The sequence below is a fragment of the Enterococcus sp. XAF26B05_ASV22 genome (assembly GCF_056727285.1).
Genome location: NZ_CM161538.1, coordinates 2,507,404 through 2,532,331, shown reverse-complemented (window position 1 = coordinate 2,532,331; position 24,928 = coordinate 2,507,404). Strand labels below are relative to the sequence as shown.

The 24,928-nt window shown below is 34.9% G+C and carries 20 protein-coding genes; all 20 read left to right on the top strand.

Annotation, left to right across the window (positions count from 1 at the left end; translation table 11 throughout):
* Positions 1–148 precede the first annotated feature (148 nt).
* A complete protein-coding gene (locus tag AC1PU0_RS12420; protein ID WP_206850498.1) occupies positions 149–1,033 on the top strand; it encodes a LicD family protein in 885 nt (294 codons plus the stop codon).
* Complete coding sequence (locus tag AC1PU0_RS12415; protein ID WP_069654365.1) at positions 1,034–1,738, top strand: IspD/TarI family cytidylyltransferase; 705 nt, start codon at positions 1,034–1,036, stop codon at positions 1,736–1,738.
* Between the two features lie 9 nt (positions 1,739–1,747).
* Positions 1,748–2,800: an NAD-dependent epimerase/dehydratase family protein gene (locus AC1PU0_RS12410; RefSeq protein ID WP_206850506.1), complete on the top strand. Its 1,053-nt coding sequence runs from the start codon at positions 1,748–1,750 to the stop codon at positions 2,798–2,800.
* 7 nt (positions 2,801–2,807) lie between these two features.
* Positions 2,808–3,791, top strand: coding sequence for a glycosyltransferase family 2 protein (locus AC1PU0_RS12405; RefSeq protein ID WP_069654368.1), 984 nt, complete (start codon positions 2,808–2,810; stop codon positions 3,789–3,791).
* 28 nt (positions 3,792–3,819) lie between these two features.
* A complete protein-coding gene (locus AC1PU0_RS12400; protein ID WP_206850508.1) occupies positions 3,820–5,193 on the top strand; it encodes an O-antigen ligase family protein in 1,374 nt (457 codons plus the stop codon).
* Positions 5,190–6,014: a LicD family protein gene (locus AC1PU0_RS12395; RefSeq protein ID WP_206850510.1), complete on the top strand. Its 825-nt coding sequence runs from the start codon at positions 5,190–5,192 to the stop codon at positions 6,012–6,014. Before AC1PU0_RS12400 ends, AC1PU0_RS12395 begins: the two co-directional genes overlap by 4 nt.
* 25 nt (positions 6,015–6,039) lie before the next feature.
* Entirely contained in the window at positions 6,040–6,852 is an 813-nt protein-coding gene (locus AC1PU0_RS12390) for a glycosyltransferase (RefSeq protein WP_479998437.1), read from the top strand.
* A gap of 166 nt (positions 6,853–7,018) precedes the next feature.
* Positions 7,019–8,443, top strand: a complete 1,425-nt coding sequence (locus AC1PU0_RS12385) for a polysaccharide biosynthesis protein (protein ID WP_206850513.1) — start codon at positions 7,019–7,021, stop codon at positions 8,441–8,443.
* Positions 8,444–8,628: 185 nt separating this feature from the next.
* Positions 8,629–11,025, top strand: a complete 2,397-nt coding sequence (locus tag AC1PU0_RS12380; RefSeq protein ID WP_206850515.1) for a C39 family peptidase — start codon at positions 8,629–8,631, stop codon at positions 11,023–11,025.
* Between the two features lie 16 nt (positions 11,026–11,041).
* Positions 11,042–11,557, top strand: a complete 516-nt coding sequence (locus tag AC1PU0_RS12375; protein WP_206850517.1) for a hypothetical protein — start codon at positions 11,042–11,044, stop codon at positions 11,555–11,557.
* Between the two features lie 166 nt (positions 11,558–11,723).
* Entirely contained in the window at positions 11,724–12,689 is a 966-nt protein-coding gene (locus AC1PU0_RS12370; RefSeq protein WP_206850519.1) for an NAD-dependent epimerase/dehydratase family protein, read from the top strand.
* A 137-nt stretch (positions 12,690–12,826) separates the two neighbouring features.
* Positions 12,827–13,567, top strand: coding sequence for a glycerophosphodiester phosphodiesterase (locus AC1PU0_RS12365; protein WP_206850521.1), 741 nt, complete (start codon positions 12,827–12,829; stop codon positions 13,565–13,567).
* Positions 13,568–13,572: 5 nt separating this feature from the next.
* Positions 13,573–14,484, top strand: coding sequence for a tRNA (adenosine(37)-N6)-dimethylallyltransferase MiaA (miaA, locus tag AC1PU0_RS12360; protein ID WP_111248289.1), 912 nt, complete (start codon positions 13,573–13,575; stop codon positions 14,482–14,484).
* Between the two features lie 12 nt (positions 14,485–14,496).
* Positions 14,497–15,738, top strand: a complete 1,242-nt coding sequence (gene hflX / locus AC1PU0_RS12355; protein WP_206850523.1) for a GTPase HflX — start codon at positions 14,497–14,499, stop codon at positions 15,736–15,738.
* Between the two features lie 168 nt (positions 15,739–15,906).
* Positions 15,907–17,220 (top strand): DUF6056 family protein, encoded by a 1,314-nt coding sequence (locus tag AC1PU0_RS12350; protein ID WP_206850525.1) that lies wholly within the window; start codon positions 15,907–15,909, stop codon positions 17,218–17,220.
* A 195-nt stretch (positions 17,221–17,415) separates the two neighbouring features.
* Positions 17,416–17,799 carry a MerR family transcriptional regulator gene (locus tag AC1PU0_RS12345; RefSeq protein ID WP_069654352.1) on the top strand — a complete coding sequence of 128 codons (384 nt, stop codon included), beginning with the start codon at positions 17,416–17,418 and terminating at the stop codon, positions 17,797–17,799.
* 43 nt (positions 17,800–17,842) lie between these two features.
* Complete coding sequence (gene glnA, locus AC1PU0_RS12340) at positions 17,843–19,183, top strand: type I glutamate--ammonia ligase (protein ID WP_206850531.1); 1,341 nt, start codon at positions 17,843–17,845, stop codon at positions 19,181–19,183.
* Between the two features lie 137 nt (positions 19,184–19,320).
* Positions 19,321–19,629 carry an antibiotic biosynthesis monooxygenase family protein gene (locus AC1PU0_RS12335; RefSeq protein ID WP_206850532.1) on the top strand — a complete coding sequence of 103 codons (309 nt, stop codon included), beginning with the start codon at positions 19,321–19,323 and terminating at the stop codon, positions 19,627–19,629.
* 134 nt (positions 19,630–19,763) lie between these two features.
* Positions 19,764–20,768: a DUF3114 domain-containing protein gene (locus AC1PU0_RS12330; RefSeq protein WP_206850533.1), complete on the top strand. Its 1,005-nt coding sequence runs from the start codon at positions 19,764–19,766 to the stop codon at positions 20,766–20,768.
* Positions 20,769–20,983: 215 nt separating this feature from the next.
* Positions 20,984–24,661, top strand: coding sequence for a pyruvate:ferredoxin (flavodoxin) oxidoreductase (gene nifJ / locus AC1PU0_RS12325; RefSeq protein ID WP_206850534.1), 3,678 nt, complete (start codon positions 20,984–20,986; stop codon positions 24,659–24,661).
* The last annotated feature ends 267 nt before the right edge of the window (positions 24,662–24,928 follow it).

The window sequence follows — 24,928 nt, the reverse complement described above, 5'->3', positions numbered from 1 at the left end:
AGCCTATTAATCTGTATAATCGCTATTGTCTTTTACAGTTACATTAAGATATTAGGCAAGTTATTGAAAGTTTTTAATAGATGTGAGAGAATGGACAAGGTGTATTTTTGAAAAAATTTAAGTGTTTTGAGGAGCTTAGTATTCAACCATGAATGATATAAAAAATACAGATCAGATAAAAGAGATTCAAAAAATAAATTTAGAAATGGCGAAGTACTTCGTTCGCTTTTGTGAAAAATATCAATTATTGTGTTATTTTTGCGGTGGAGGCTGTATTGGAACTGTTAGGAATAAAGGTTTTATACCATGGGATGATGATTTAGATTTCTTCATGCCGCGTAAGGATTATGAAAAACTTTATGATTTATGGTTTCAACATGCGGACATGGATAAATATTCGATTTTGAGACCATCAAAAACATTTATTGACCATAACTCTTTTACTACGATCCGAGCGAATAATACGACGTTTATTAAACCGTATCAAGCATATCTAGATATCCCTCATGGATTACCGATTGATATATTTCCTTTGGACGGTGCACCAAACTCAACAATCAAGAGAAAAATCCAAAAAGGATGGGCACTCATTTATGCGCTATTTTGTTCACAAGTAGTACCTGAAAAACATGGAGGTATTATGGCGATGGGGAGTCGAATTCTACTAAAATTGTTTCCAACTAAAAAAAGTCGTTATATCATTTGGTCATTTGCGAGCAAACAAATGTCAAAATATGACTTCGATCGCTGCGAATTTGTAACTGAGCTTTGTGTAGGTCCAAGATATATGGGCAATTTATATAAGAGACAAGATTTTGAAAAAGCAGAATATCTCCCTTTTGAAGATACTTATATGCCTGTACCTGTGGGCTATGATAATTATTTGACACAAGTTTTTGGTCATTATATGGAGTTACCTGATGAAAAAGATCGGATTTCCCATCATGAAGCCGTTTTGATAGATACTGAACATACGTATAAAAAATATAAAGGACTATACTATTGTGTGGAAAGTTTGAAGGAGGAAAAATAAATGATTACAGCATTGATTATAGCCGGTGGAGTCGGCAAAAGAATGGGACAAGATATTCCGAAACAATTTATTATGGTGGAAGACAAACCAATTATTATTTATACGTTAGAATCTTTTCAAAAACATCCGATGATCGATAGAATTTTAGTTGTTTGCAAAAAAGGATGGGAAGACACTTTATATGCTTACGCAAAAGAATATACTATTGATAAACTAGCATGGATCATTGAAGGTGGTAATAGCGGACAAGAATCTATCAGAAATGGTGTTGATTTTCTTAAAGAACATTCAACTGAAGAGGATACTGTTGTGATTCATGATGGCATTCGACCATTAGTAGATGAAATTGTATTATCTGATGTCATCGTAAAATGTAAAGAGTTCGGCAATGCAGTCACTTCTTTACCTTATAATGAACAAATTTTCGTGAAAGAAACAGAAGAAACAACCAAACAATATATTAATAGAGAGACATTACGAAGAGTATCTACACCTCAAGCGTACCAATTCGATAAACTTGTTTGGGCTTATGAGAAAGCTTTTAGAGAAGGAATCGGTATTTCAGAGTCATCATACACAAATACAATGATGGTTGATCTGGGAGAGACTCTTTATTTTGCTGTGGGCTCGGATAAAAATATTAAGTTGACAACACAAGACGATCTGCAATTGTTCAAAGGATATCTTCGAATGAAGGAAGAATAGGAGAATAATATGTTTTCAAGAAATCTTGATTATCAAAACGATGTTGAAAAAGTGATCCAAAATCCATTAGACTGGGGAAAGTTAAATAATAAATCATTACTTTTTGTGGGTGCATCTGGAATGATCGGTACCTTTTTGATTGACTGCTTAATGGCCATAAATGAAAAACAAAATTTGAATATTTCTATTTATGCAATGGGACGAAATCTAAATAAGTTAGAATCAAGATTTATCAACTATAAAGAGAGCCCCAATTTTCATTTAGTTGTTGGAGATATACTAGAACCCTTATCATCTGGTGTTCACTATGATTTTATCATCCATGGCGCAAGTAACACGCATCCAAAAGCCTATGTAAGTGATCCAATCAATACGATAATGACGAATATAAAAGGGACCGAGCAAGTACTTGATTATGCTTCTAACAACAAAGTTGAGCGTGTGTTGTTTCTTTCAACGGTTGAAATTTATGGTGAAAACAGAGGCGATACTGAAAAATTTGATGAGAGCTATTGTGGCTATATCGATTGTAACACTTTAAGGGCTGGTTACCCTGAAGGAAAACGTGCAAGTGAAGCACTTTGCCAAGCATATATAAAGCAATACGGCATTGATGTAGTCATTCCAAGACTTTGTCGGATCTTTGGGCCTACTATGTTGTCAGAAGATTCAAAAGCTTCTTCTCAATTTATTAAAAATGCAGTAAATGGTGAAGACATCGTATTGAAGAGTGAAGGAACACAGTACTATTCATATTGTTATGTAGCTGATGCAGCCTATGCTTTGTTATATTTACTATTCAATGGTAAAAACGGCGAAGCCTATAACATTGCTAATAGTGAATTTGATTTAACGTTAAGAGAATTAGCAACCAAACTTTCTGAAATCGCTGGGACAAAAGTTATTTTTGAGATTCCAGATTCAAGTGAATCAGCAGGTTATTCTAAAGCAACGCAGGCAATTTTAGATACAAAGAAAATTGAAACGTTAGGATGGAAGCCTATTTATTCTTTGGATGAAGGATTGGAACAAATAATTAGAATCATGAAAACTGAGGAGTGAAATGGTAGTGCCTGAAATAAGTATTATAGTACCAGTATATAATGTTGAAAAATACTTAGACAAATGTGTCAACTCTATTTTGAATCAGACATTCCAAGATTTTGAACTAATTCTAGTAGATGATGGGTCACCTGATAATTGCGGTCAAATGTGTGACGATTATGCTGAAATAGATCAAAGAGTAATCGTTATTCATCAAAAAAATGGTGGATTGAGTGCTGCAAGAAATGCAGGTATAGAAATTGCTAAAGGTCGCTATCTCGGTTTTGTAGACAGTGATGATTATATTGCAGAGGACATGTATGAGCTTTTATATACAAACTTGAAAAATGAAAAGGCTGATTTAGCAACGGTTGGTTTTCTAGATATTTATGCTGGAAAAGAACCTGTTGTGAAAGAACGAAAATATCTTGTGACTGATATGGTTGGGGCAGCAAAAATCATGTTTGAAGGAAAATTAAGTACCATAAGTGCAACGAATAAATTGTATAAAAGAGAAATATTCAAGCATATTCGTTATCCAGTCGGAATGATCACGGAAGATGCTGCAGTGATTTTAGATGTATTGGAAGAGACATCTAAGGTAGTTATTGATACAAGTCAAAAGTACTATTATTATCACCGAGAGAATAGCATTTCAAGTAATCATTTTACGATGAAAGATCTGGATATGATCAAAGCGTGGGAAGAGAATGAATCACGTGTCTTAGAAAAATATCCAGAACTAGTGAATGTAGCACATACACGAGTTTGTTGGGCGTATTTCACTGTTTTAGATAAGATGATGAACAGTGGTGAATTAGGGATAGAAGAAAAGAAAACACAAAAAGAAATCATTCAATTTTTACGCAAGAATTTTATGTTTGTCCTAAAAAACCACTACTTTACTAAACCACGAAAACTATCAATGATTGCGCTAAGAATACATCCTTATTTTTATAAACTGATGTCACGTTTAGAAAATGGAATGGTCAGAAGAATAAATAAATAAACTTTATTGAGTTAAGGAGACAGGGTTAATGATAAAAAAAGCGAATGAAATACTTGATAAGGTGGAAATACCTTTTATCCTCGTTTGGGAATTTATGTTAATTTTACGTATGATTAGTACGTATAGCCTTATTCCATCAAAATTTGATAGTATTATTTTTACTATTATTTCATTAGTTGGAGGATTATTGCTTATCCGCAATGGTGTTGATTGGTTTCAAAAGCGCCAGAGGCCAAGTGTATTATTATTGCTATTTACTTTGGTGCTGATCGTAACGTCTGTTATCAATAGACAAACTGGATTAACAGCTAACTTTAAGTTAATCATATGGCAAGTCCTTCTGTTTTTTGTTGTCTACGAAATTGGTAAAAAGAACCAGAAAAAATTATTTAAATTAGTAGAAAAAATCTTAGTTTTTACTTGGCTTGTTCTAGTTATCATTTCACTAGGAATGTTTTTTGTACAGTTCAAATATACTGCCCCATTAGATAAATTGTATTATGGTATTCGTATGGGGTTTGTTGAGAATCGTTTGTATGGTGTTTTTGTAGATCCTAATTACGCTGCAACGATTTCAGTGGTTGCAATTTGTTTTTCTCTCCATCTATTTACAGAAGCAAAAGTCAAGCTTTACAGAGGTCTCTTAATCGTTAGTGTTATCTTGGAATTTCTTTTTGTTGTTCTTTCAGGTTCAAGAACAGCAACAATAGAAATTATGGCTATAACAGTTGTTTGGGTATTTTTCTATTTTTATTATAATAAAAAATCTACTGCTCTTATACAAAGGTTAATCTATTCAGCTGTTGTTTCCTTGATAGCTGTTGCGGCACTTTTCCTATTGATGGATATAACACAAAAAGTATCTGTCGTTTCTGCTGAAGCTGTAAGTAAGGTAATCGTAATAAAAAATGTTGAGAAAGATAATATTTCTTTAGATCGCCCTGATACGGGAGAAGACGCAGATATTTCTAATAGCAGGTTTAAACTTTGGAACAGTGCCTTTGAAATATTTGAGACTAAACCCTTAGTTGGAGCCTCTCCAAAGGGAATGATTCCTTATGCTAAGAAACATTTATCAAATACTTGGATTTCAATAAAAGAACAGACACCACATAATTTTATGTTCTACCTATTAGCAACTACGGGGCTTTTGGGGACAATTCCGTTTATGATTTTTATTTTATACAATGTATTTAAATCGTTACGAACACTATTTAAAATGAATACAAGGAACTATACAGAATACTTATTTCAAAGTTTGATCGTATTGACAATTTTAATTTCAGCGTGTTTGATTACAGACATCGTTTTGGTAAATAGATTAGGCGCAATGATGTTCTTTCTATACATTGGCAGGTTGAATTCAAAAAACGAGAAGGAAACGAGTGAAATAGAGTTATGAAAGAACTAAGTATTAAGGAGATTCAAGACGTTAGTGTCGAGATCCTCGTACACATCGATGATATTTGTCGGAAGAATGATATTGACTATTCGATTTATTATGGTAGTTTGATTGGGTCAGAACGACACCAAGGTTATATTCCTTGGGATGATGATTTAGATATTGTGCTGACTCGTCCGAACTATGATCGTCTAATAAAATTATTGGCAAACGATGAAACCTATTTATTATTGAGTTTGGAAACCAGAGAAAAGTATCGCTATCCATTTGCGAAATTGGTTGATAAGAGAACTTGCGTGAAAACAACACAATTTTATCATAGTGAAGATCCAGATTTAGGGGTTTTTGTAGACATTTTTCCAATAGATGGTTTTCCATTAGATGACTCTGTTAGAAAGGCGTTTGGTGAAAAATGTAGCTTGTACTTTGATAATATGATAGGAACATTAAATGCTTCATATGCAATTTCGAAGACAAGATGGAAAGCTTACGGGAAGAGAATCTTACACTATCCGAAGCACCGTAAGTTGATGAAACAAGGGGATTATAAACATTGGAAAAAGTTACTAATGGGAGAAATGAGTAAGTATCCTATTGCTGAAACACCTATATGTGGTTATATTGAATTCGTTGACGAAGAATGGGGCGTTTTTCCTACAGAGTGGTTTGAACATTACGAAGATGTACAATTTGCAGGGAAAACGGTTCGCGCTATAAAAGACCGTGAAAAGTTTTTAACGTTGCGTTATGATGACTATATGCAATTACCACCAGAATCAGAGCGAGTTACGCATCATCCATATACGTTTTATTGGAAATAAAAATAAAATATAAGAGGTAATAATAATGAAAACAAATATTACGACTTCTGTTGTTATGGCTACTTACAATGGTGAACGTAACATTATTGAACAAGTGGATTCACTTAAAAATCAAACAAAAGCAATTGATGAAGTAATAATCTGCGATGATGGCTCAACCGATCGAACGGTAGAAATTATTCAAGAGTATATAAATTCGAATCATTTGAAGCATTGGAAATTAATTGTTAATGCGGTGAATAAGGGATGGCGACAAAATTTTATCGACTTGCTTAATGAAGCATCCGGTGAGTATATATTCCCTTGTGATCAGGATGATATCTGGTATGATAACAAAATCGAAAAAATGAGTACGACGATGTATAGAAATTCTAATATCGCAGTTTTAGTTTCAAATTATACTGAGCTTATTGAAGAAGGTGGGCATTCGTCAACGTTGCGTTCATTAAAAACGAAGAAAGATAACTTAGACCAGCAAGTTGTCTTTACTAGTGAGAATGTTATTCTGAAAAGACCGGGGTGTGTATATGCTGTCAGAAAAGATTTTGTCTCAGAAGTAACAGATTATTTTAATCAAGCGCTGAATTCTGCTCATGATATTTCGTTATGGGGAAGCGCTCTTGCTTTTGATCGCTTATATTTATTAGATGAACCCACGATTGTCTTTAGAAGACATGGTGAAAGCTCATTTAAAAAAGAGACAAATGAAGCGAGGAAGAATAGCAATTATCAATATAGAATTAACATGTTGAACCGCTATAATGAACGCTTGAATTCATTAAATGATTATATTATTGAAGAAAATGGAATAAAAAACAAGCAAAAAAAGAAGAAATAATTCAGCGAATGATGAAAATTAATGCCAATAGAGCAAGCCTTCTTGAAAAAAGAAGTGTTACAAAAATTATTTTTTCTTTTAGCAAGTACGAAAAGCCTTTTGATTATTTTGCAGATATCTATCATGTACTTAAATTAAGGCTTGGAAAATAATGAGGTAAACAATTGTGAATGAAAAAGCCAAATCCGTCATAAAAAATTTGTATTACACAGTCGCAGCTAATTTTGCTACATTAGGTATTTCAATTCTCCTCAACTTATTTGTGCCAAAACTGCTTGGTGTTACTGAATATAGTTACTGGCAGTTATATGTATTTTATTCTTCCTATGTTGGATTCCTTCACTTAGGTTGGATTGACGGTATCTATTTAAAGATTGGCGGAGAAGAGTATGATCAATTAGATAAAAGAAATCTTGGATCTCAATTTTGGTATTTAGCCATTTTTGAATCGATTGTTTCTTTATTAGTGATCGGTTGGTCGTTGTTTTTCATGTCATCTGGGAATAAAGCAACGATTTTACTGTTGACAGCAATTGTAGCCTTTGTAACAATCGCTAAAACCTTTATATTGTACATTTTTCAATCTACAAATCGCATTAAAGAATATGCGCAATTATCCAGAAGTGATCGCTATATATATGTAATACTCATTTGTATTTATTTTCTATTAGGCGGTAGAAATTTTTTCTGGCTGATTGTCATGGATATAGTATCTAAATTGATCATGACAGTTTGGGGAATGTATCGAATCAAGGATATGTTGAACTTTAAACTAGAAAGTATAAGAAAAATATTTCCTGAAATACTAGATAACATCAATGTTGGCAGTAAACTAATGCTTAGTAGTGTTGCTGGTATGCTTATCCTTGGAACGATTCGCTTCTTCGTAGAAAAAAAATGGAGTATCCAAACGTTCGGAAAATTGTCCTTTACACTTAGTATCTCTAATATGTTTTTAACTTTTATCAACGCTGTTGGCGTTGTTATGTTTCCGTTGCTAAGAAGAACGAATCAGAAAAAATTACCGAAGTTATTTGTTACACTGAGAGATTTGTTTGTACCAATTACTTATGCGATTTTGCTTTTTTATGTCCCAGCTAAATATGTTCTTTCATTGTGGCTTCCTGATTATGCAGAAAGTTTGAAATTTATGGGGATATTATTTCCCATCATTATTTATGAAGGTAGAATGTCTTTATTGATCAATACTTACCTAAAAACGTTGCGAAAAGAAAAGACGATTTTGTTTGTCAATATGACTACTTTATTTTTATCATTGATTTTATCAATTATCATTATTTTTGGTTTAGGTAACTTAACTTGGGCGGTCGGACTTATTTTGATAAGTTTAGCGTTCCGTTGTAATTTTGCAGAATTTTTCCTAAGTAAATCAATGAATATTCATATTGGGAAATCTATGGTTTTCGAAACACTTTTAACAATTTTATTTATATTAAGTAACTTATTTTTCGGAGGAAGCTGGATAAGTACTGCGGTCTATGCGTTATGTTATTCGATTTATCTTGTATTTAACAATAAAAAAATAATAATAAGTTTTAAAGAATTCCGAGGACTGCTAAAAGGAACATAATGCTTAACAGTCTAAAGACTATTTGCTAAATTTAATGGAGAGTAAGCCAAAAACTAAAAATAGTTTTTGGTTTATTTTCTATTCTTGGTTGTTTTAAATAAATTACAAATAGTATAGTTTTAATCGTGGACAAAAAGAAGTAACTTTGCTACAATTGAACTATTCAACTATAAGGGGTGGAATAATTGAAAAAGAATTTAGGTTATTTGTTTGTTGGTATTATGGCAAGTTTTATGATTATGCCAACTGCGGTGTTAGCAGAAGATGAAGTAAACAATTCTGAAAATACTAGTGAAAGTCAATCAATTGAACAAAGCACAGAAAAAGTAATAGAAAGCACTGAAGTACAATCAAGCGACATGATTTCAAGTAGTACTGAAAATGAGAGCGCTGAAAAAAGAGCAACAACAGATACAACGGACACAATAGAGCTAAGAAGTGAACAGCCAAAGCTAGAATACTCAATCTATAATAAAAAAATAGGTTGGCAGGTAGGTCAAGAAAATGGTGGAAGTAGTTCATTTTCAAACGATAAGATTGAAGCATTTAAAGTTGGAATAGATGGAATAGAGGCTAGTTTAGGTAGTATTCAATACCGTGCCCATGTGTCAGATATCGGTTGGCAAAGCTATGTTTCAGCTAATGAAATTAGTGGTGTATCAGGTAAAAGATTAGAAGCAATTCAAATCCAACTTACAGGTACCTTAAAGGCGAATTATGACATCTATTATCGTGTTAAAGTTCAAAATTTTGGTTGGCTAGATTGGGCTGTAAATGGACGAAGTGCTGGAACTACAGCTTTTTCATATCAAATTGAAGGGATTCAAATTCAATTAAAAGAAAAAGGACAAGCTGCACCTGGAGCTACAAAACGTCCAGCTGTACAATATAAACAGCCAAATATAAAATATCAAAGCCATATCAAAAATATTGGTTGGCAAGCTAGTAAAAGCAATGGGCAAACGAGTGGAACAATTGGTCAAAATAAACGATTAGAGGCTTTAAAAATAGCAGTGGATAATGCTCCTGTAGCAGGCGGCATAGAATATAGAAGTCATGTTCAAGATATCGGTTGGCAAAATTATGTATCAAATAATTCAATTACTGGAACTGTAGGAAAGCAAAAACAAGTAGAAGCATTAAGTATTCGTTTAACTGGAGAGCTTGCTAAACATTTTGAGGTCTATTATCGAGTACATGCTAAAAATTTCGGCTGGTTAGATTGGGCTAGTAATGGCCAAAATGCTGGTACAGCAGGATTTAGTTATCAACTAGAATCTATTGAAATGAAGTTAGTTAGAAAAGGTGCAAATGTTTCAGGCGCTAAGAAACGCTATTTTATTCCGTTCAAACAACCAACTATTTCTTATCAAAGTCATGTTCAAGATTTAGGGTGGCAAGCATCTAAAAAAAATGGTCAAACTAGCGGAACTGTTGGAAAAAGCAAACGAGTCGAAGCAATTAAAATAAATATTGATAATGCACCTGTCTCTGGTGGTATCCAATATAGAAGTCATGTTCAAGATTATGGTTGGCAGAATTATGTCTCTAGTAATCAATTAAGTGGAACAGTTGGTAAAGCTAAACGAGTAGAAGCTTTTGATATTCGTTTGACTGGAGAATTATCAAAGCACTTTAATGTTTATTATCGCACTCATGCTGAATATTTTGGCTGGTTAGGCTGGAACAAAAATGGTGGTATTAGTGGTACATCAGGGTATGGATTCAGGCTAGAAGGATTAGATATTGTTTTAGTAAAAAAAGAATCAAAAGGGCCAGTAGTTTCAAATAATTACAAACAGGCTCCAGGTGATATTAAAAACTATTACATGAATGCGCCCAAACGAATCGAACTGAAAACAAGATACTACTATACAGATAGATCATTAAGAAGAGGCAATGATATCGCTGCTGGAACAGTAATTAATGTTAAAAGAAGAGTATTAGATAAGAATGGTTATCCTATTTTAGAAACACCTTACGGCTATGTGACAGCAGGAAAAAATATCGTAACAGCAACAAATAAAGGACAAAAAACATTTATGGATGTTCCATACTATAATCAAATGACGATGGGGTATCCGAATGGCTGTGAGGAATTTTCTTTATACATGGCATTAGAATATTTAGGGGCTACACATGGACAGAATGTGCATCAAGTGACCAATGCGGTTCCTAAAGTTCCTTCTTGGGGAAATCCGCATGAAGGGTTTAATGGAAACCCAACAGATAGATATGGCTTCCACACGATTTATCCAAGAGCATTTACACCATATGCTAAACGATATGCACCTAATTCAAGAGATATCAGTGGTGTTGATACAGGTCAATTCAAAGAAGAATTGATGAAAGGAAATCCAATTGTCGTTTGGGGAACCTACCCTTATTTAGCGGCACCTAGAATAGACGGTACGTATTATGGTTCTTTAAAAGTTGCTAATTTACATGTTTGGTTAGTGACTGGTTTTGATGGAAATAGTTTCCATGTGACAGATCCAATTTATGGAACGATGTGGGTAAGTGAAGGAACTTTAGCACTTTCTTATAGCCCAAATAAAATGGCTGTTTCTATTGATAAGTAGAATAGAGGACAAATAAATGAAAAATAAGAGACTAATGTTTTTATTTTGCATCATCATTTTAATAATAGGCATCATAATTTTTGTTAAAATAAATGACAAAAAAAGTACGAAAAATCAGGACTTAGAGACAAGTACATCTTCAAGTGCAAACAATTTTGACAAGTCAAAAGTTATCGATTATTCTAGTGAAACTGAAGTATCTTATAGCTATGATGAAGTCACTCTTAGTGTGGAAGAGTTAATGAAGTATAGAGAAGAAATTGAGCAAGCTGGCTTTGATAGTACATTATTTACAGATCAAGAAATTCAGACAATGAGGTCAGCAATAAAGAAAAATGGTCAATCTATTTCTCAATATTTAAAAGATCAACCAGATAAAAGCATCGATGAAGCTGAAATCGACAAAGCTCGCGAGGAGTTAAAAGCGGCAAATATCGATCCTGATAAGATGCATAATAACGAGATTATCGATCTAATAAAACAAGCGAAAAAAGAAAAAAAATCGGTGGTTGAGATTGCAAAAGAGAAATAAATTAATCTTCTTTCATAGCAGATTGATTGAGGGGAAAATCGACTAGCTGTCTTCCAGGACAGCTAGTTTTTGTAATTAAAGTAGACCTCTTTGAAAAACCGTGATAAACTGAAGAGGTTATGAAAGTAAGTTTTTTATTCTATCTAAAATTAGGAGTTACTGATAAATGAATAATATATTAATCACTGGTGGAGCAGGGTTCATTGGTTCTACTTTAGCTAATTTTTACAGTAAAAATCATAAAGTCACTGTTATTGATGATTTATCAATGGGAAGTAAGAGTAATTTAGAAGAGTCTGCGAATCTTTGTTTTATAGAAGGGAGCGTGACAGATTCTACATTGATGGAAAAAGTGTTAACAGATACGCAGTTTGAATATATTTTTCATTTGGCTGCTATCGCAAGTGTAGCTGATTCTGTCGAACGACCTTTAGAAACGCATCAAATAAACTTTGATAGTGTTTTTCAATTGTTAGAGTTAGTAAAGTCTAATCAGTTTGGTTTAAAACGATTATTATTTGCATCATCAGCTGCAGTCTATGGTGATGAACCAACATTACCTAAAAAAGAAGAATCTGTTATTAGACCCTTAACACCTTATGCAATCGATAAGTTTGCTGCGGAAAAATATGTTGTTGATTACTATCACTTGTTTGATGTTCCAACGAGTGCGGTACGCTTCTTTAATGTTTATGGACCAAAACAAAATCCTGAATCACCGTATTCAGGTGTTATATCGATTATGATGGATCGCTATAAGAAAGTGTTAAATAAGGAAGAAACAATGTTTACTATGTTTGGTGACGGGACGCAATCAAGAGATTTTGTTTTTATCGAGGATGTTGTTCAAGCATTGGATATCATTGCACATTCACAAGATACGTTAGGCGAAGTCTATAATATTGGTACAGGTGAAGCGATCGGCTTGAATGAATTAGTTTCTATTGTAGATAACTTTTTACAAGTGAATTTACCGATTCAGTATGAAGGGGAACGCTCTGGAGATATCAAACATTCTCTTGCAGACATTTCGAAAGTAAAAGCTGTAGGGTATCAGCCTAAATACACTATCAAGTCAGGACTTGAAAAGTATGTTGCTTACGAACTTGGTAACTTTGACAAAGATATCTAAATCTGATTGATTCAATAAACGACTGAAACAGGCGAGATGAGAGATTCTCGTCTGTTTTTTTGAACGAATAAAATCTTTTTAATTGTTTGATACTCATTCTTAGGAATGATACAATGATGTCGATTGGAGGGAGAACGATGACAAAAATAATCGCCCACCGTGGTAGCAAAGGAACCCATCCAGAAAATACTTTAGCTGCGTTTAAAGAAGCTATTTTAGTTGGTTCTGATGGAATCGAGCTAGATGTGCAGTTATCAAAAGACAACCAACTGATGGTGATCCATGACGAAACGATTGATCGTACAACCAATGGTTATGGGGAGGTTGGTAGTTTAACCTTAACAGAGTTAAAACAATACGATGCCGGTAGTTGGTTCCAAAAAAATCCGATGATTCAAGAAATTCCTACTTTAGAAGAAGTAGTCATGCTGCTTAAAGAAGAGAATTTTCAAGGTTTACTGAATATTGAAATCAAAACAGATAAAATCCATTATGAAGGAATCGAACAGCTAATTGTTCAGCTCATGAAGTCACAGTGTTGGCCTTTTGAATATATGTATTCAAGCTTTTATTTTAAAAGTTTAGAGAAAATCTGGGAAATTGAACAAAATCAAAACATTGCTGCCGTATTTAGACTGTCAGAAAAAGAGGAGACACGAGCGCTTCAATCAAAGTTTATTGAAGGAATCCATCCTAAAATAGATTGGGTATTCGACCATTTAGATGATTTGGCGGATTTTCCAAAAGCAATTCGTCCGTGGACTGTCAACGAAGAAGACACTATGACACATTGCTTTCGTCATCATTTGACCGCAATTCATACAGACTATCCAGCTAAGGCATTGCAAATACGCAAATTGATACAAAATAAAGGATGAAAAAATTGAAAAAAGTATTAGTAATCGCAGGACCAACAGCAGTTGGAAAAACCTCTTTAAGTATTGAGTTAGCCAAAAAGTTAAATGGAGAAATCATTAGCGGTGATTCAATGCAGGTCTATAGACAATTAGATATAGGCACAGCAAAAGTGACGGAAGAAGAGCGTGAAGGTATTTTACATCATTTGATTGATTGTCGTGAACTATCTGAGACATACTCTGTAGCAGATTTTCAAAAAGAAGGACGTCTGGCAATCGATGCAATAACAGAAAAAGGAAAATTGCCAATTGTTGTTGGTGGGACAGGACTGTATATTCAAGCATTGTTATATGACTTTGAATTAGGTGCCAAAGATGAATCGACTGAAATTCGTGAGAAATATGAGCAATTTGCTGAAATACATGGAAATCAATACTTGTGGAATTTATTGCAAGAAAAAGATAGCCAAGCAGCTGCAAGTATCCATTTCAACAACCGTAAAAAAGTGATTCGAGCACTTGAAGTGTTTGATAAAACGGGATTCAGTATTTTAACTCCGAAGGAAAAACCAAAAAGATTATATGATTATTTCTTGGTTGGATTAGAAACGGACCGAGCTGAACTTTATAATCGAATCAACATGCGTGTGGATATAATGATGACACAAGGGCTTTTAAAAGAAGCTGAGTTACTTTATAACAGGCAGACACAACAATCGATTCAAGGAATAGGCTATAAAGAGTTTTTCCCCTATTTTGAAGGGAAAGAGTCTTTAGAAGAAGCAATTGATCAAGTAAAACAAAATTCTAGAAGATATGCGAAAAGGCAATTGACCTGGTTTAGAAACCGCATGAATGCCAGCTGGTGGGACTTAGTACAAACACCTGATACTATTTTAAAGTTAGAAAAGGAAATAGAAAAATGGCTGGATTCTTAGGAAGGATAAAAAATGGATAAAATAGCAGAAAAGGTTATCTTAGTGGGCGTAGAAACAGAGGGAAATTACACTCGATTTGAAGGATCTATGAAAGAATTGAAAAATTTAACTAAAACTGCTGAAGGAGAAGTTGTTTTTTCATTGACACAAAAGCGTCCTCGAATTGATTCACAGACAGTGATTGGTAAGGGGAAAGTTGAAGAATTAGTACAGTTAGTTGATGCGTATGAAGCAGATATCGTTATTTTTAATCATGAGTTAACACCACGGCAAAATCAATTGATTGTTGAAGCTGTTGGTGTCAAAGTAATTGATCGGGTACAATTGATTTTAGATATTTTCGCGATGCGGGCACGATCAAAAGAAGGAAAATTACAAGTTGAGCTAGCGCAGTTAAATTATTTGCTTCCTCGATTGATTGGACAAGGGAAACAATTGTCTCGTTTAGGTGGTGGGATTGGTACTAGAGGTCCTGGGGAAACCAAACTGGAATCAGATCGCCGGCATATTCGTAATAAAATCATCGCAATCAAGCGTGAATTGAAAGAAGTATCAGCTCATCGTGAGCGAAGCAGGCAAAAACGGCAATCATCAGATTTATTTCAAATTGGTTTGATTGGTTACACGAATGCAGGAAAATCAACAATTTTAAACTTGCTAACAACAGCAGGCACATATTCTGAAGATCAATTATTTGCTACGTTAGATCCGTTAACAAAAAAATGGCAGTTACCTCAAGGAATGATCGTAACGCTGACAGATACTGTCGGTTTTATTCAAGATTTGCCGACACAGTTGATCGAAGCCTTTCAATCAACTCTGGAAGAAAGCCGAGGTATGGACTTGTTATTACATGTAGTCGACGCCAGTGCGGAAGATCGTTTACAACATGAACAAACAGTTGTTGAATTATTAAATGATTTAGATTTAGAGCAACTTCCGGTTTTGACTGTTTACAATAAAAGTGATCAAATCGACGAATCTGACTTTGTTCCAACTTTATTTCCTAACATATTAGTGTCAGCTAAAAGTACTTTAGGGAAAGAAGAACTCACAAAAGCTGTTAGAGAAAAAATGATGGAATTATTGGTTCCATATGAGTTTGATATACCATCAAACCAAGGGCAACAATTAAGTGAATTGAAACGCCATACTCTGTTGTTATCAGAATCATTTGAAGAAGAGGCAAATGCGTATCATGTTAAAGGCTTTGCTAAAAATAACTCTAAATGGACGCGGGAGTTAGACGATTAAATAACGAGGTTTATTGTTGTGTGTAGATTGTTGGAAAAAGTAAAGAGCTGAGTTGGAGAACCTATTTAGTGGTTTTCTCACTCAGTTTTTTTCTTTATTTGCTGTAGTTATTTGATTTGTGTAATGATATACTAAATACAAAATGAGAGGTTAAGGTGGTATCTGGATTTGCAAAAGTTTATTAAAAGTAATTCTTTCTTTTATGTTGGTTTGTTTGTTTTAGCAGTTTTATATTTTATGAATTTTAACGTAGACTTGGGATCAGACGACGGTTGGTTTATGAAAATTTCTGAAGAGTATAGTTTTGTTGGATTTCTTCAATGGCGTTACAATAATTGGTCTGCCCGGCTATTTCCAGAAGCGATGTTGTATCTGATTTTCTTGGTTCCTTTATTTATTCATCATCTGATCAGTGCGTGTGCCTGGATGTTATTTAGTTACTCTTTAGTGCGGATATTTGTTGGGACTGTTGATCGCAAGAACTTTTTAGTTGCATTTTTATCACTTGGATTTATCAATATCTGGGTTATGAAAGATGCCATTTTTTGGATTACGGGCGCAGTCAATTATTTATGGCCATTAGCATTAGGGGTGTTTGCACTGATTCCTTATGCAGATCATTTCTTTAGAAATCAAAAAACGGCGATTTGGTTATACTTATTGCCTGCATTTGTTTTTTCATTTTCGAATGAGCAGCTGATTCTTTGTGTTATAGGTGTAGTCTTAATTTATCATGTGGCAATAGTAATAAAGAAAGAAAAAGAGCATTATTATCTTTATATTCCAACAGCATTTTTTGTAACGGGATTTTTATTTATGTTTTTAGCTCCGGGAAATAAACTTAGAATGCAACAGGAAATTAAATTGTGGATGCCAGATTTTAGTGATTTGTCACCAATGGCAAGAGTGTTGAGAGGAAGTACTTGGTTATTTGAAGGGTGGCAGACGAAGTTATTTCTTCTATTCATTTTGATACTTGTGGTTTCTCTAGTGCTTGATTCCTCCAAATTACTAGCTAAAATAGGAATAGGATATACATTATTTTTGGTATTACTGACCTATAATTTTCCTGATAGAGTTACCAATTTTCAACTTATTAATGAAGGGAATTGGATTAATTCTTTCAAGTTCGGTAATTTTTTGAGTGGGACGTTCATGAATGCTATTTTGCCTTATCTGTTATGGGGGCTGTTTTTTGGTTTAGTGATTGCGTTGTCTATATCTGTTGCAAAACAAAAAATATTTATTGGTTTAAGTTATAGTGCGGCCTTATTTTCATCCATAATGATGTGGTTTTCACCGACAATGTATGCTTCAGGGGCTAGAGTTTTTATGTGTGCCTCAGTATTTTTATTGATCAATTTATTCCTACTTTATCAACAAATTCAAGAGAATGGCAGTCAACATGCAAACAAGCGAATAGTGTTTTATGCCTGCTTTATACCTGTGATCAATTTATTCTGTGTACTTTTTCTAAACTGAATAGAAATAGAAGTAAATGAAAAAAGGTATTGTTCACGATGCCTTTTTTCATTTTCGTACGAATTAACTGAAATTTCCTTGTTATAGCTGTGTTTTGCGCTATTTTTTATTTTTATGTTAGAAAACCTAACATAAATCATTGACAACGGAAAAAAGTATTGATATCCTATATTTAACTAAGAGAGGGGGGTGGATATGAGAGAGAAGGAACTGAGAAGATCGATGTCAGTTTTTCCAATTGGTACAGTTATGAAACTGACTGACTTATCAGCACGTCAAATCCGTTATTATGAAGAGCAAGATTTGATTCATCCTGAAAGAAGTGAAGGGAATCGACGTATGTATTCACTGAATGACATTGATGTATTACTGGAGATCAAAGATTATTTATCAGATGGTCTAAATATGGCAGGTATCAAACGCGTTTATGAAATGAAATTGGAAGAGCAAATGCATGCGCAAGAATCAAATAAACCGCTGACAGATGAAGATGTTCGAAAGATTCTATATGATGAACTTATTTCTCAAGGTGGGCTTACTCAACAAAATCCATTCCAATCCAGAGTACCCAAATTGTAACAGTTGAGTTTTACACAAAAAATGAAGGACGTGAAGGAAGACAATGAAGAAGAAACAAAACACAGTAGAAGATATCAAACGAATAGCGGATGAAGAAAATGTTCGATTTTTACGATTAATGTTTACAGACATTATGGGAACAATCAAAAATGTAGAAGTTCCAGTGAGTCAATTAGACAAAGTATTAAGCAATAAAATGATGTTTGATGGGTCTTCTATTGAAGGTTTTGTGAGAATTGAAGAAAGTGATATGTATTTGTATCCAGACGTATCGACATGGATGGTTTTTCCATGGGAGAGCACACACGGGAAAGTTGCTCGTTTGATTTGTGACATTTATAATCCAGATGGTACACCGTTTGCTGGAGATCCTCGTGGCAATTTAAAACGAGCCTTGGCGGATATGGAATCACTAGGCTTTACTTCATTCAATCTTGGGCCTGAACCAGAATTTTTCTTATTCAAATTAGATGAAGATGGTAAAATCACAACTGATTTAAATGATCGAGGTGGCTATTTTGATTTTGCGCCAACCGATCTTGGTGAAAATTGTCGTAGAGATATCGTTCTTGAGTTAGAAAGTCTTGGATTTGAAGTTGAGGCGTCACATCATGAAGTAGCGCCTGGTCAACATGAGATAGACTTTAAATATGCAGATGTTATCGAAGCTTGTGACAACATCCAAACCTTTAAATTAGTCGTTAAAACAATTGCTAGAAAACACGGCTTGCACGCAACTTTTATGCCAAAACCTTTATATGGCATCAACGGCTCGGGGATGCACTGCAATATGTCTTTATTTAAAGGCGAAGAAAATGTCTTTTTTGATGAAAATGGTCTAATGCAATTAAGTCAAACGGCGTATCATTTCCTTGGTGGATTATTGAAACATGCTCGCGCTTATACAGCGGTTTGTAATCCAACTGTTAATTCATATAAACGTTTGGTACCAGGATATGAGGCTCCGGTATATGTTGCTTGGAGTGGACGCAATCGTTCGCCGTTAGTCCGTGTTCCGGAATCACGTGGGTTATCTACTCGTTTAGAATTACGTTCTGTTGATCCATCAGCAAATCCATATTTAACAATGGCAACACTTTTACAAGCGGGATTGGATGGAATCAAAAATGAAATCGATCCGCCACAAGCGGTTGACCGTAACATTTACGTGATGAACGAAGAAGAACGAAAAGAAGCACATATACATGATTTACCTTCAACACTGCACAATGCTATTAAAGAATTACGTAAAGATGATGTAATGATCAATGCATTAGGTGAGCATATTTATGTGAACTTTGTTGAAGCGAAACGTATGGAATGGGCTGCTTTCCGTCAAACTGTTTCGGAATGGGAAAGAGAACAATATTTAGAATTATACTAAGAATCGTGAGGTTGGGATGTGACTCGTAGAGTGATGTTTCAGCCCCTTTTTTTATATTGTTCAGTTAATGAGTACAAAGTATGCTATACTTATAAGTGAGAATCGTTATCAATTGGACTTGAAAAGGAGTGGAAATCATGATCGTTCAAACTGTTACATTTATTATAAAAAAAGAAGGAAAAGAAAGATTTGATGCTAAAACAGGGAAAGATGTCGCTTCAATGTTAGAGTTTCCAGGTTGTATATCAAGTGAATGTTGGTATACAGAAAATAAAGATACGTGTGAGTTTATGTTGGTATCTAAATGGCAGAGTAAAAAAGATTTCCAAAACTGGTTAAAACGTCCAGAGCATTTACAAGAGCATCGAGAGGCACATCAAAATAAAAAAGCTACACCGTCTATCGTCATAGAAAAAACCAGAAAGAGCTATGAAGTTTCTGCTTAAAAAATACAAGAGTCTAAGGTGAATTTAGTTGCTTTGGATTCTTTTCTTTTATACTTCGAGTCTGTTCAAATAAGTGTAACTTTCATAAAAAAGCAGGTATAGTAGAAGGGAAACAACTATTAAGGAGAACAGAAATGAAAAAATCGAATTTTACTCCAACGATGTTTGAAAAACTTCAACAACATGGGTGGGATAAAGCGGCTCTGCGCGTATACATAATGAATAAAAACGAAAATAAACTGAACGTTGATCAGATGGTTTTTTTAGTTGGTTCTGAAATCTATACTGAAATGTTTGACCAAAGCCAGCTTTCCGATGAAGAAAAGGTCTTACTCGTTATCGATCATTTGGGGGGATATCTAAATGAGTCAGGTGATTTACACTTCGAATCCTCTAAATATAAATTTTACGATCAAATGCCTCCAGGAGCTCCTTTTTTCGATAGCTACTCAAAAGCAGTCCAACGTGCGTATCCAAATGGGTTGGTCATTACACAAATAGATAAAAAATTACCCAAAATAATCCTTAAGAAAAAATACGCAAACGAAACAAAAATTCATCAATTTAGAAACCGATTAGATAAATGTATTATTGAATATGTGGAAAGGTATAAAAGAAGAAATAGTTTGAAAAATGATGAAGCAGCCATAAAAATGATTCTTAAAAATAATTGGTTTTATGCTGATCCTCAGTATCATAATCGCGCTCATTTGGATGTAGAGATATCGACGGTTGATCTTCAAAAACGAAGTAGAACTCTTACAAATAAAGGATTAGTAAAAAAAATCAGAAAACGAGGTTTCTATCGAAAAATGCTATCTGGAGATTATCATAGTGAATTTATTTTAGATGAACAAGGTCAGTTATTAAGTCAATGGAAAGCAGAAAGCGATGAAAAAAACTATTTAGAATGTGCAATCGCAAACGGAGAATCTTTCAACTATGGCGAGCGCCCTAGATTTGATCCCTTTCATACACACGATAAATTAGATGGAACCCCTCCTAGATATTTCGACACGCAAAAGCGGAATCAACTCAAACGATATTGGATTTCGCCAACTGATAATCGATTTTATCAATTGATTAGGAGATTATCTGAAAAAGGATTCAAATACAAAGGTAAAAAGAATAAGAATTAAAATATAAATCAAGAGTAACGAAAATTGAGATTTCCGTCCCGACTTGTTTCTTTTTCACAAAAATTCGGTATATTCTAAAGTAGAAAAGCGAAATAATCAATAAACTTTGTGAAATATTTTCACAAACTGTTTCAAAATAGTGAGGCTTCCGTTATAATAGAGAAGAATATGCGTGCAACTATTCTACTTTTAGATAGAAGGATGATGACTAAATAATGCGAAAAATGAAGACGATGGATGGAAATACAGCTGCTGCATACATCTCATATGCGTTTACTGAATTAGCCGCTATTTATCCAATTACACCAAGCTCAACAATGGCCGAACTTGTAGATCAGTGGTCGGCTGAGGGAAAGAAAAATATTTTCGGACAACCTGTTAAAATTGTTGAAATGCAATCAGAAGCAGGAGCTGCTGGAGTGGTCCATGGATCGCTAAAGACAGGCGCATTAACCACTACATATACTGCTTCACAAGGATTATTATTGATGATACCGAACATGTACAAAATTGCTGGAGAGTTGCTTCCATCAGTCTTTCATGTAGCAAGTCGAGCTGTGACAACAAATGCGTTGAATATTTTCGGTGATCACGGAGATGTTATGGCTGCTCGTCAGACAGGGTTTGCTATGTTATGTGAAAGTAGCGTCCAGGAAGTCATGGATTTATCAGCCGTCGCGCATTTAGCGTCCATTGAATCAAGTGTCCCGTTCATAAACTTTTTTGATGGTTTTCGGACAAGTCATGAAATTCAAAAAATCGAAGTACTGGACTATGAAGAATTAGCTCCTTTATTAGATCAAAAAAAATTAAGCGATTTTCGTAGTAGAAGTATGAACCCCAATCATCCTTCAGTTAGCGGAACGAACCAAAATCCAGATATCCATTTCCAACAACGTGAAACAATCAATCGTTATTATGAACAGATTCCAACTGTTGTGAAACATTATATGAATGAAATCAATGCCTTGAGAGGGACAAACTACGATTTAGTTACTTATTATGGTGTTGAAGATGCAGAAGAAGTAATCGTTTCTATGGGGTCAGCTGCTCAAGCAATCGAACAAACAATTGATCACTTAACAAAGCAAGGTAGAAAAGTTGGCTTCTTAAATATTTATTTGTATCGTCCTTTCCCGATAGAAAACTTCTTGGAAAAAATGCCTAAGACAGTGAAAGCAATCGGCGTGATGGATCGTACAAAAGAACCAGGCGCGGGCGGTGAGCCTTTACTTTTAGATGTACAAAGTGCGATGTATGAATCTGATTTGCGTCCGATGATCATTGGAGGACGGTACGGATTAGGCTCAAAAGATGTGTTGCCGAATCAAATCGTTGCGATTTATGATGAGCTGTTAAAAGATAAGAAAGAGGCAAAAAGTCGTTTTACGATCGGAATTGTAGATGATGTGACCTACACCTCATTGGATTGCGGTGAAGCACTCGATCTGACCAACCCAAAAACGTATCAGGCAAAATTCTGGGGGTTTGGCTCAGATGGAACTGTTGGAGCAAACAAGTCAGCCATCAAAATTATTGGGGATCATACGGATAAATATGCGCAAGGATTCTTTTACTACGATTCGAAAAAATCTGGTGGACTAACGGTTTCTCATTTACGTTTTGGCGAAACACCGATTCGTTCGACTTATTTGATCGAACATGCTGATTTTGTGGCATGCCATACTGCTGCGTATTTAAATACGTATGATTTAGTTAAAGGATTGAAAAAGGGCGGAACTTTTTTACTTAATACCGTCTGGAATGATGAGCAATTAGAACGCTTTTTACCAAATAAACTAAAACGCTACTTAGCTGAAAATGAAATTGATTTTTATACGATCAATGCTGTTAAACTAGCCAGTGAAGTTGGCTTAGGCGGTCGAATCAATACGGCAATGGAAACGGCTTTCTTTAAATTAGCTGCTATCATGCCGTTTGAGGAAGTATTACCGATCTTAAAAGAAGAAGCTTTCAAAAGCTACTCTAGAAAATCAATGGCCGTTGTTGAAAAAAATATTCAGGCAATCGAACGGACAGTGGCGCTTTTGCATAAGGTCAAAGTGCCAGCCACTTGGAAAACTATTGAATTAAAACCAAGAGTACGCAAAGAAAATGTGACGGATTATATACATGAAATCGTAGAACCAATCAATCGCCAAGAAGGAAATGAGCTTGCGGTGAGTGCGTTTATCAAAAATGACATGACAGACGGTCGGATGCCACTTGGGACAACAGCTGTGGAAAAACGCGGAATTGCTGTTGAAGTGCCAGAATGGAATAGTGATCGTTGTACAATGTGTAACGAATGTGCATTTGTTTGTCCACATGCCGCGATTCGTCCATTTTTGGCAGATGATGAAGAAATGGGAGAAGCACCTGAAGGGTATATTGTCAGAGAAATGCGCGGTGCGGATGGCCTAAAATACCGAATCCAAGTTTCAGTAGAAGATTGTACTGGTTGCGGTCTTTGTGTAGATGCTTGTCCAGCAAAAGGCAAAGCTCTAGTAATGAAACCATACGAAGAGCAAAAAGATCAAGCAATGAATTGGGCATTCTCCATGACGTTGAAGCAAAAAGAAAATCCAGCCAAACCAAATACCGTTTTAGGATCACAATTTAATAAGCCGCTATTGGAATTTTCAGGTGCTTGTTCTGGTTGTGGCGAAACGCCTTATGTGAAATTATTGACTCAAATGTTTGGTGATCGGATGATGATTGCCAATGCTACTGGTTGTTCTTCTATTTGGGGCGGAGCAGCACCAGTTTCTCCGTATACAACAAATGATGAAGGACAAGGTCCTGCTTGGTCTAACTCATTATTAGAGGATAATGCTGAATTTGGTTACGGAATGCTTTTAGCCAGTCAAACCCGTCGAGAACACTTAGCGATGAAGATGAGTGAGGCAATGAAGAGTGCTTCATCGGAGTTAGCGTTGTTAATGGAAGATTGGATCAATCATATGCATACTGGTGAAGGCACACAACAACGTGCCGCAAAACTGAAAGCTGCTTTGATTGACGAGAAAAATGGGCAACCATTACTAGAAGCAATTTATGCAGATCATGATTTATTTGTGAAAAATAGTCAATGGATGATCGGTGGAGATGGTTGGGCTTATGACATTGGGTATGGCGGAATCGACCATGTCCTTGCAAGTGGAGCAGATGTGAATATGTTGGTTTTAGACAATGAAGTGTATTCTAATACCGGTGGTCAAACATCAAAAGCAACCCCTGCTTCTGCCATCGCAAAATTCTCTGCTAGTGGAAAGTACGTGTCTAAAAAAGATTTAGGCATGATGGCAATGACGTATGGTAACGTTTATGTAGCTCAAATTGCCTCAGGTGCGAATCAAATGCAGACGATCAAAGCCTTAGAAGAAGCAGAACGCTTCCCGGGACCATCAATTATTATCGCGTATACACCTTGTATCACACATGGCTTAGCAGGCGGAATGAGTAAAACCTTACAAGAAGCCAAAGAAGCTGTTCATTCAGGATATTGGTCGTTGTATCGCTATAATCCAGAATTGAGAGAATCAGGAAAAAATCCAATGACCTTAGATTATAAAAAGCCAAATTTTGATACGATGCAAGAATTTATGCGTAAACAAGTTCGTTTTTCATCATTAGAATCTACACAGCCTGAATTTGCTGGTCAACTTTTTGAGAAAACAGTCGAGGATGCAAAAAATCGATTTTACAATTATGCTCGTATGGCAGGTCAAGAAGAAAAAATTCGAGCAAAATTAGAAAAAACAACGGATGAAGCTGTGAGTGAAAAAGCACCTCGTATCAAAAAAGAACGAGTAGTTGATCCAGAAGCCGAAGCAAGAAGAGCGGCTAGACGGGCAGAACGTGCTGCAAAACGAGGGAAAGTAGAAGAATAATAACGTGTTTTATTTTAGAATTAGGTTGTGACAAAAGTCGTTTAGGCTCAAGCAATTGGACTAAAAACCGTACAATGCGTTTTATGTATTGTGCGGTTTTTAGGAAATTGTCGACGAACCTGACTTTTTCACACCGTTTTTTTAATTCAAGGTGAGGTTAATAAAATTCAAAGAGTTTTGTCACCGTTCCGTTTATTTTGTTTAAATTTTTCTATCGTTCATTCTCATCCTGTAACCAAGCAAAAGATTATGGTATACTTATTAAGA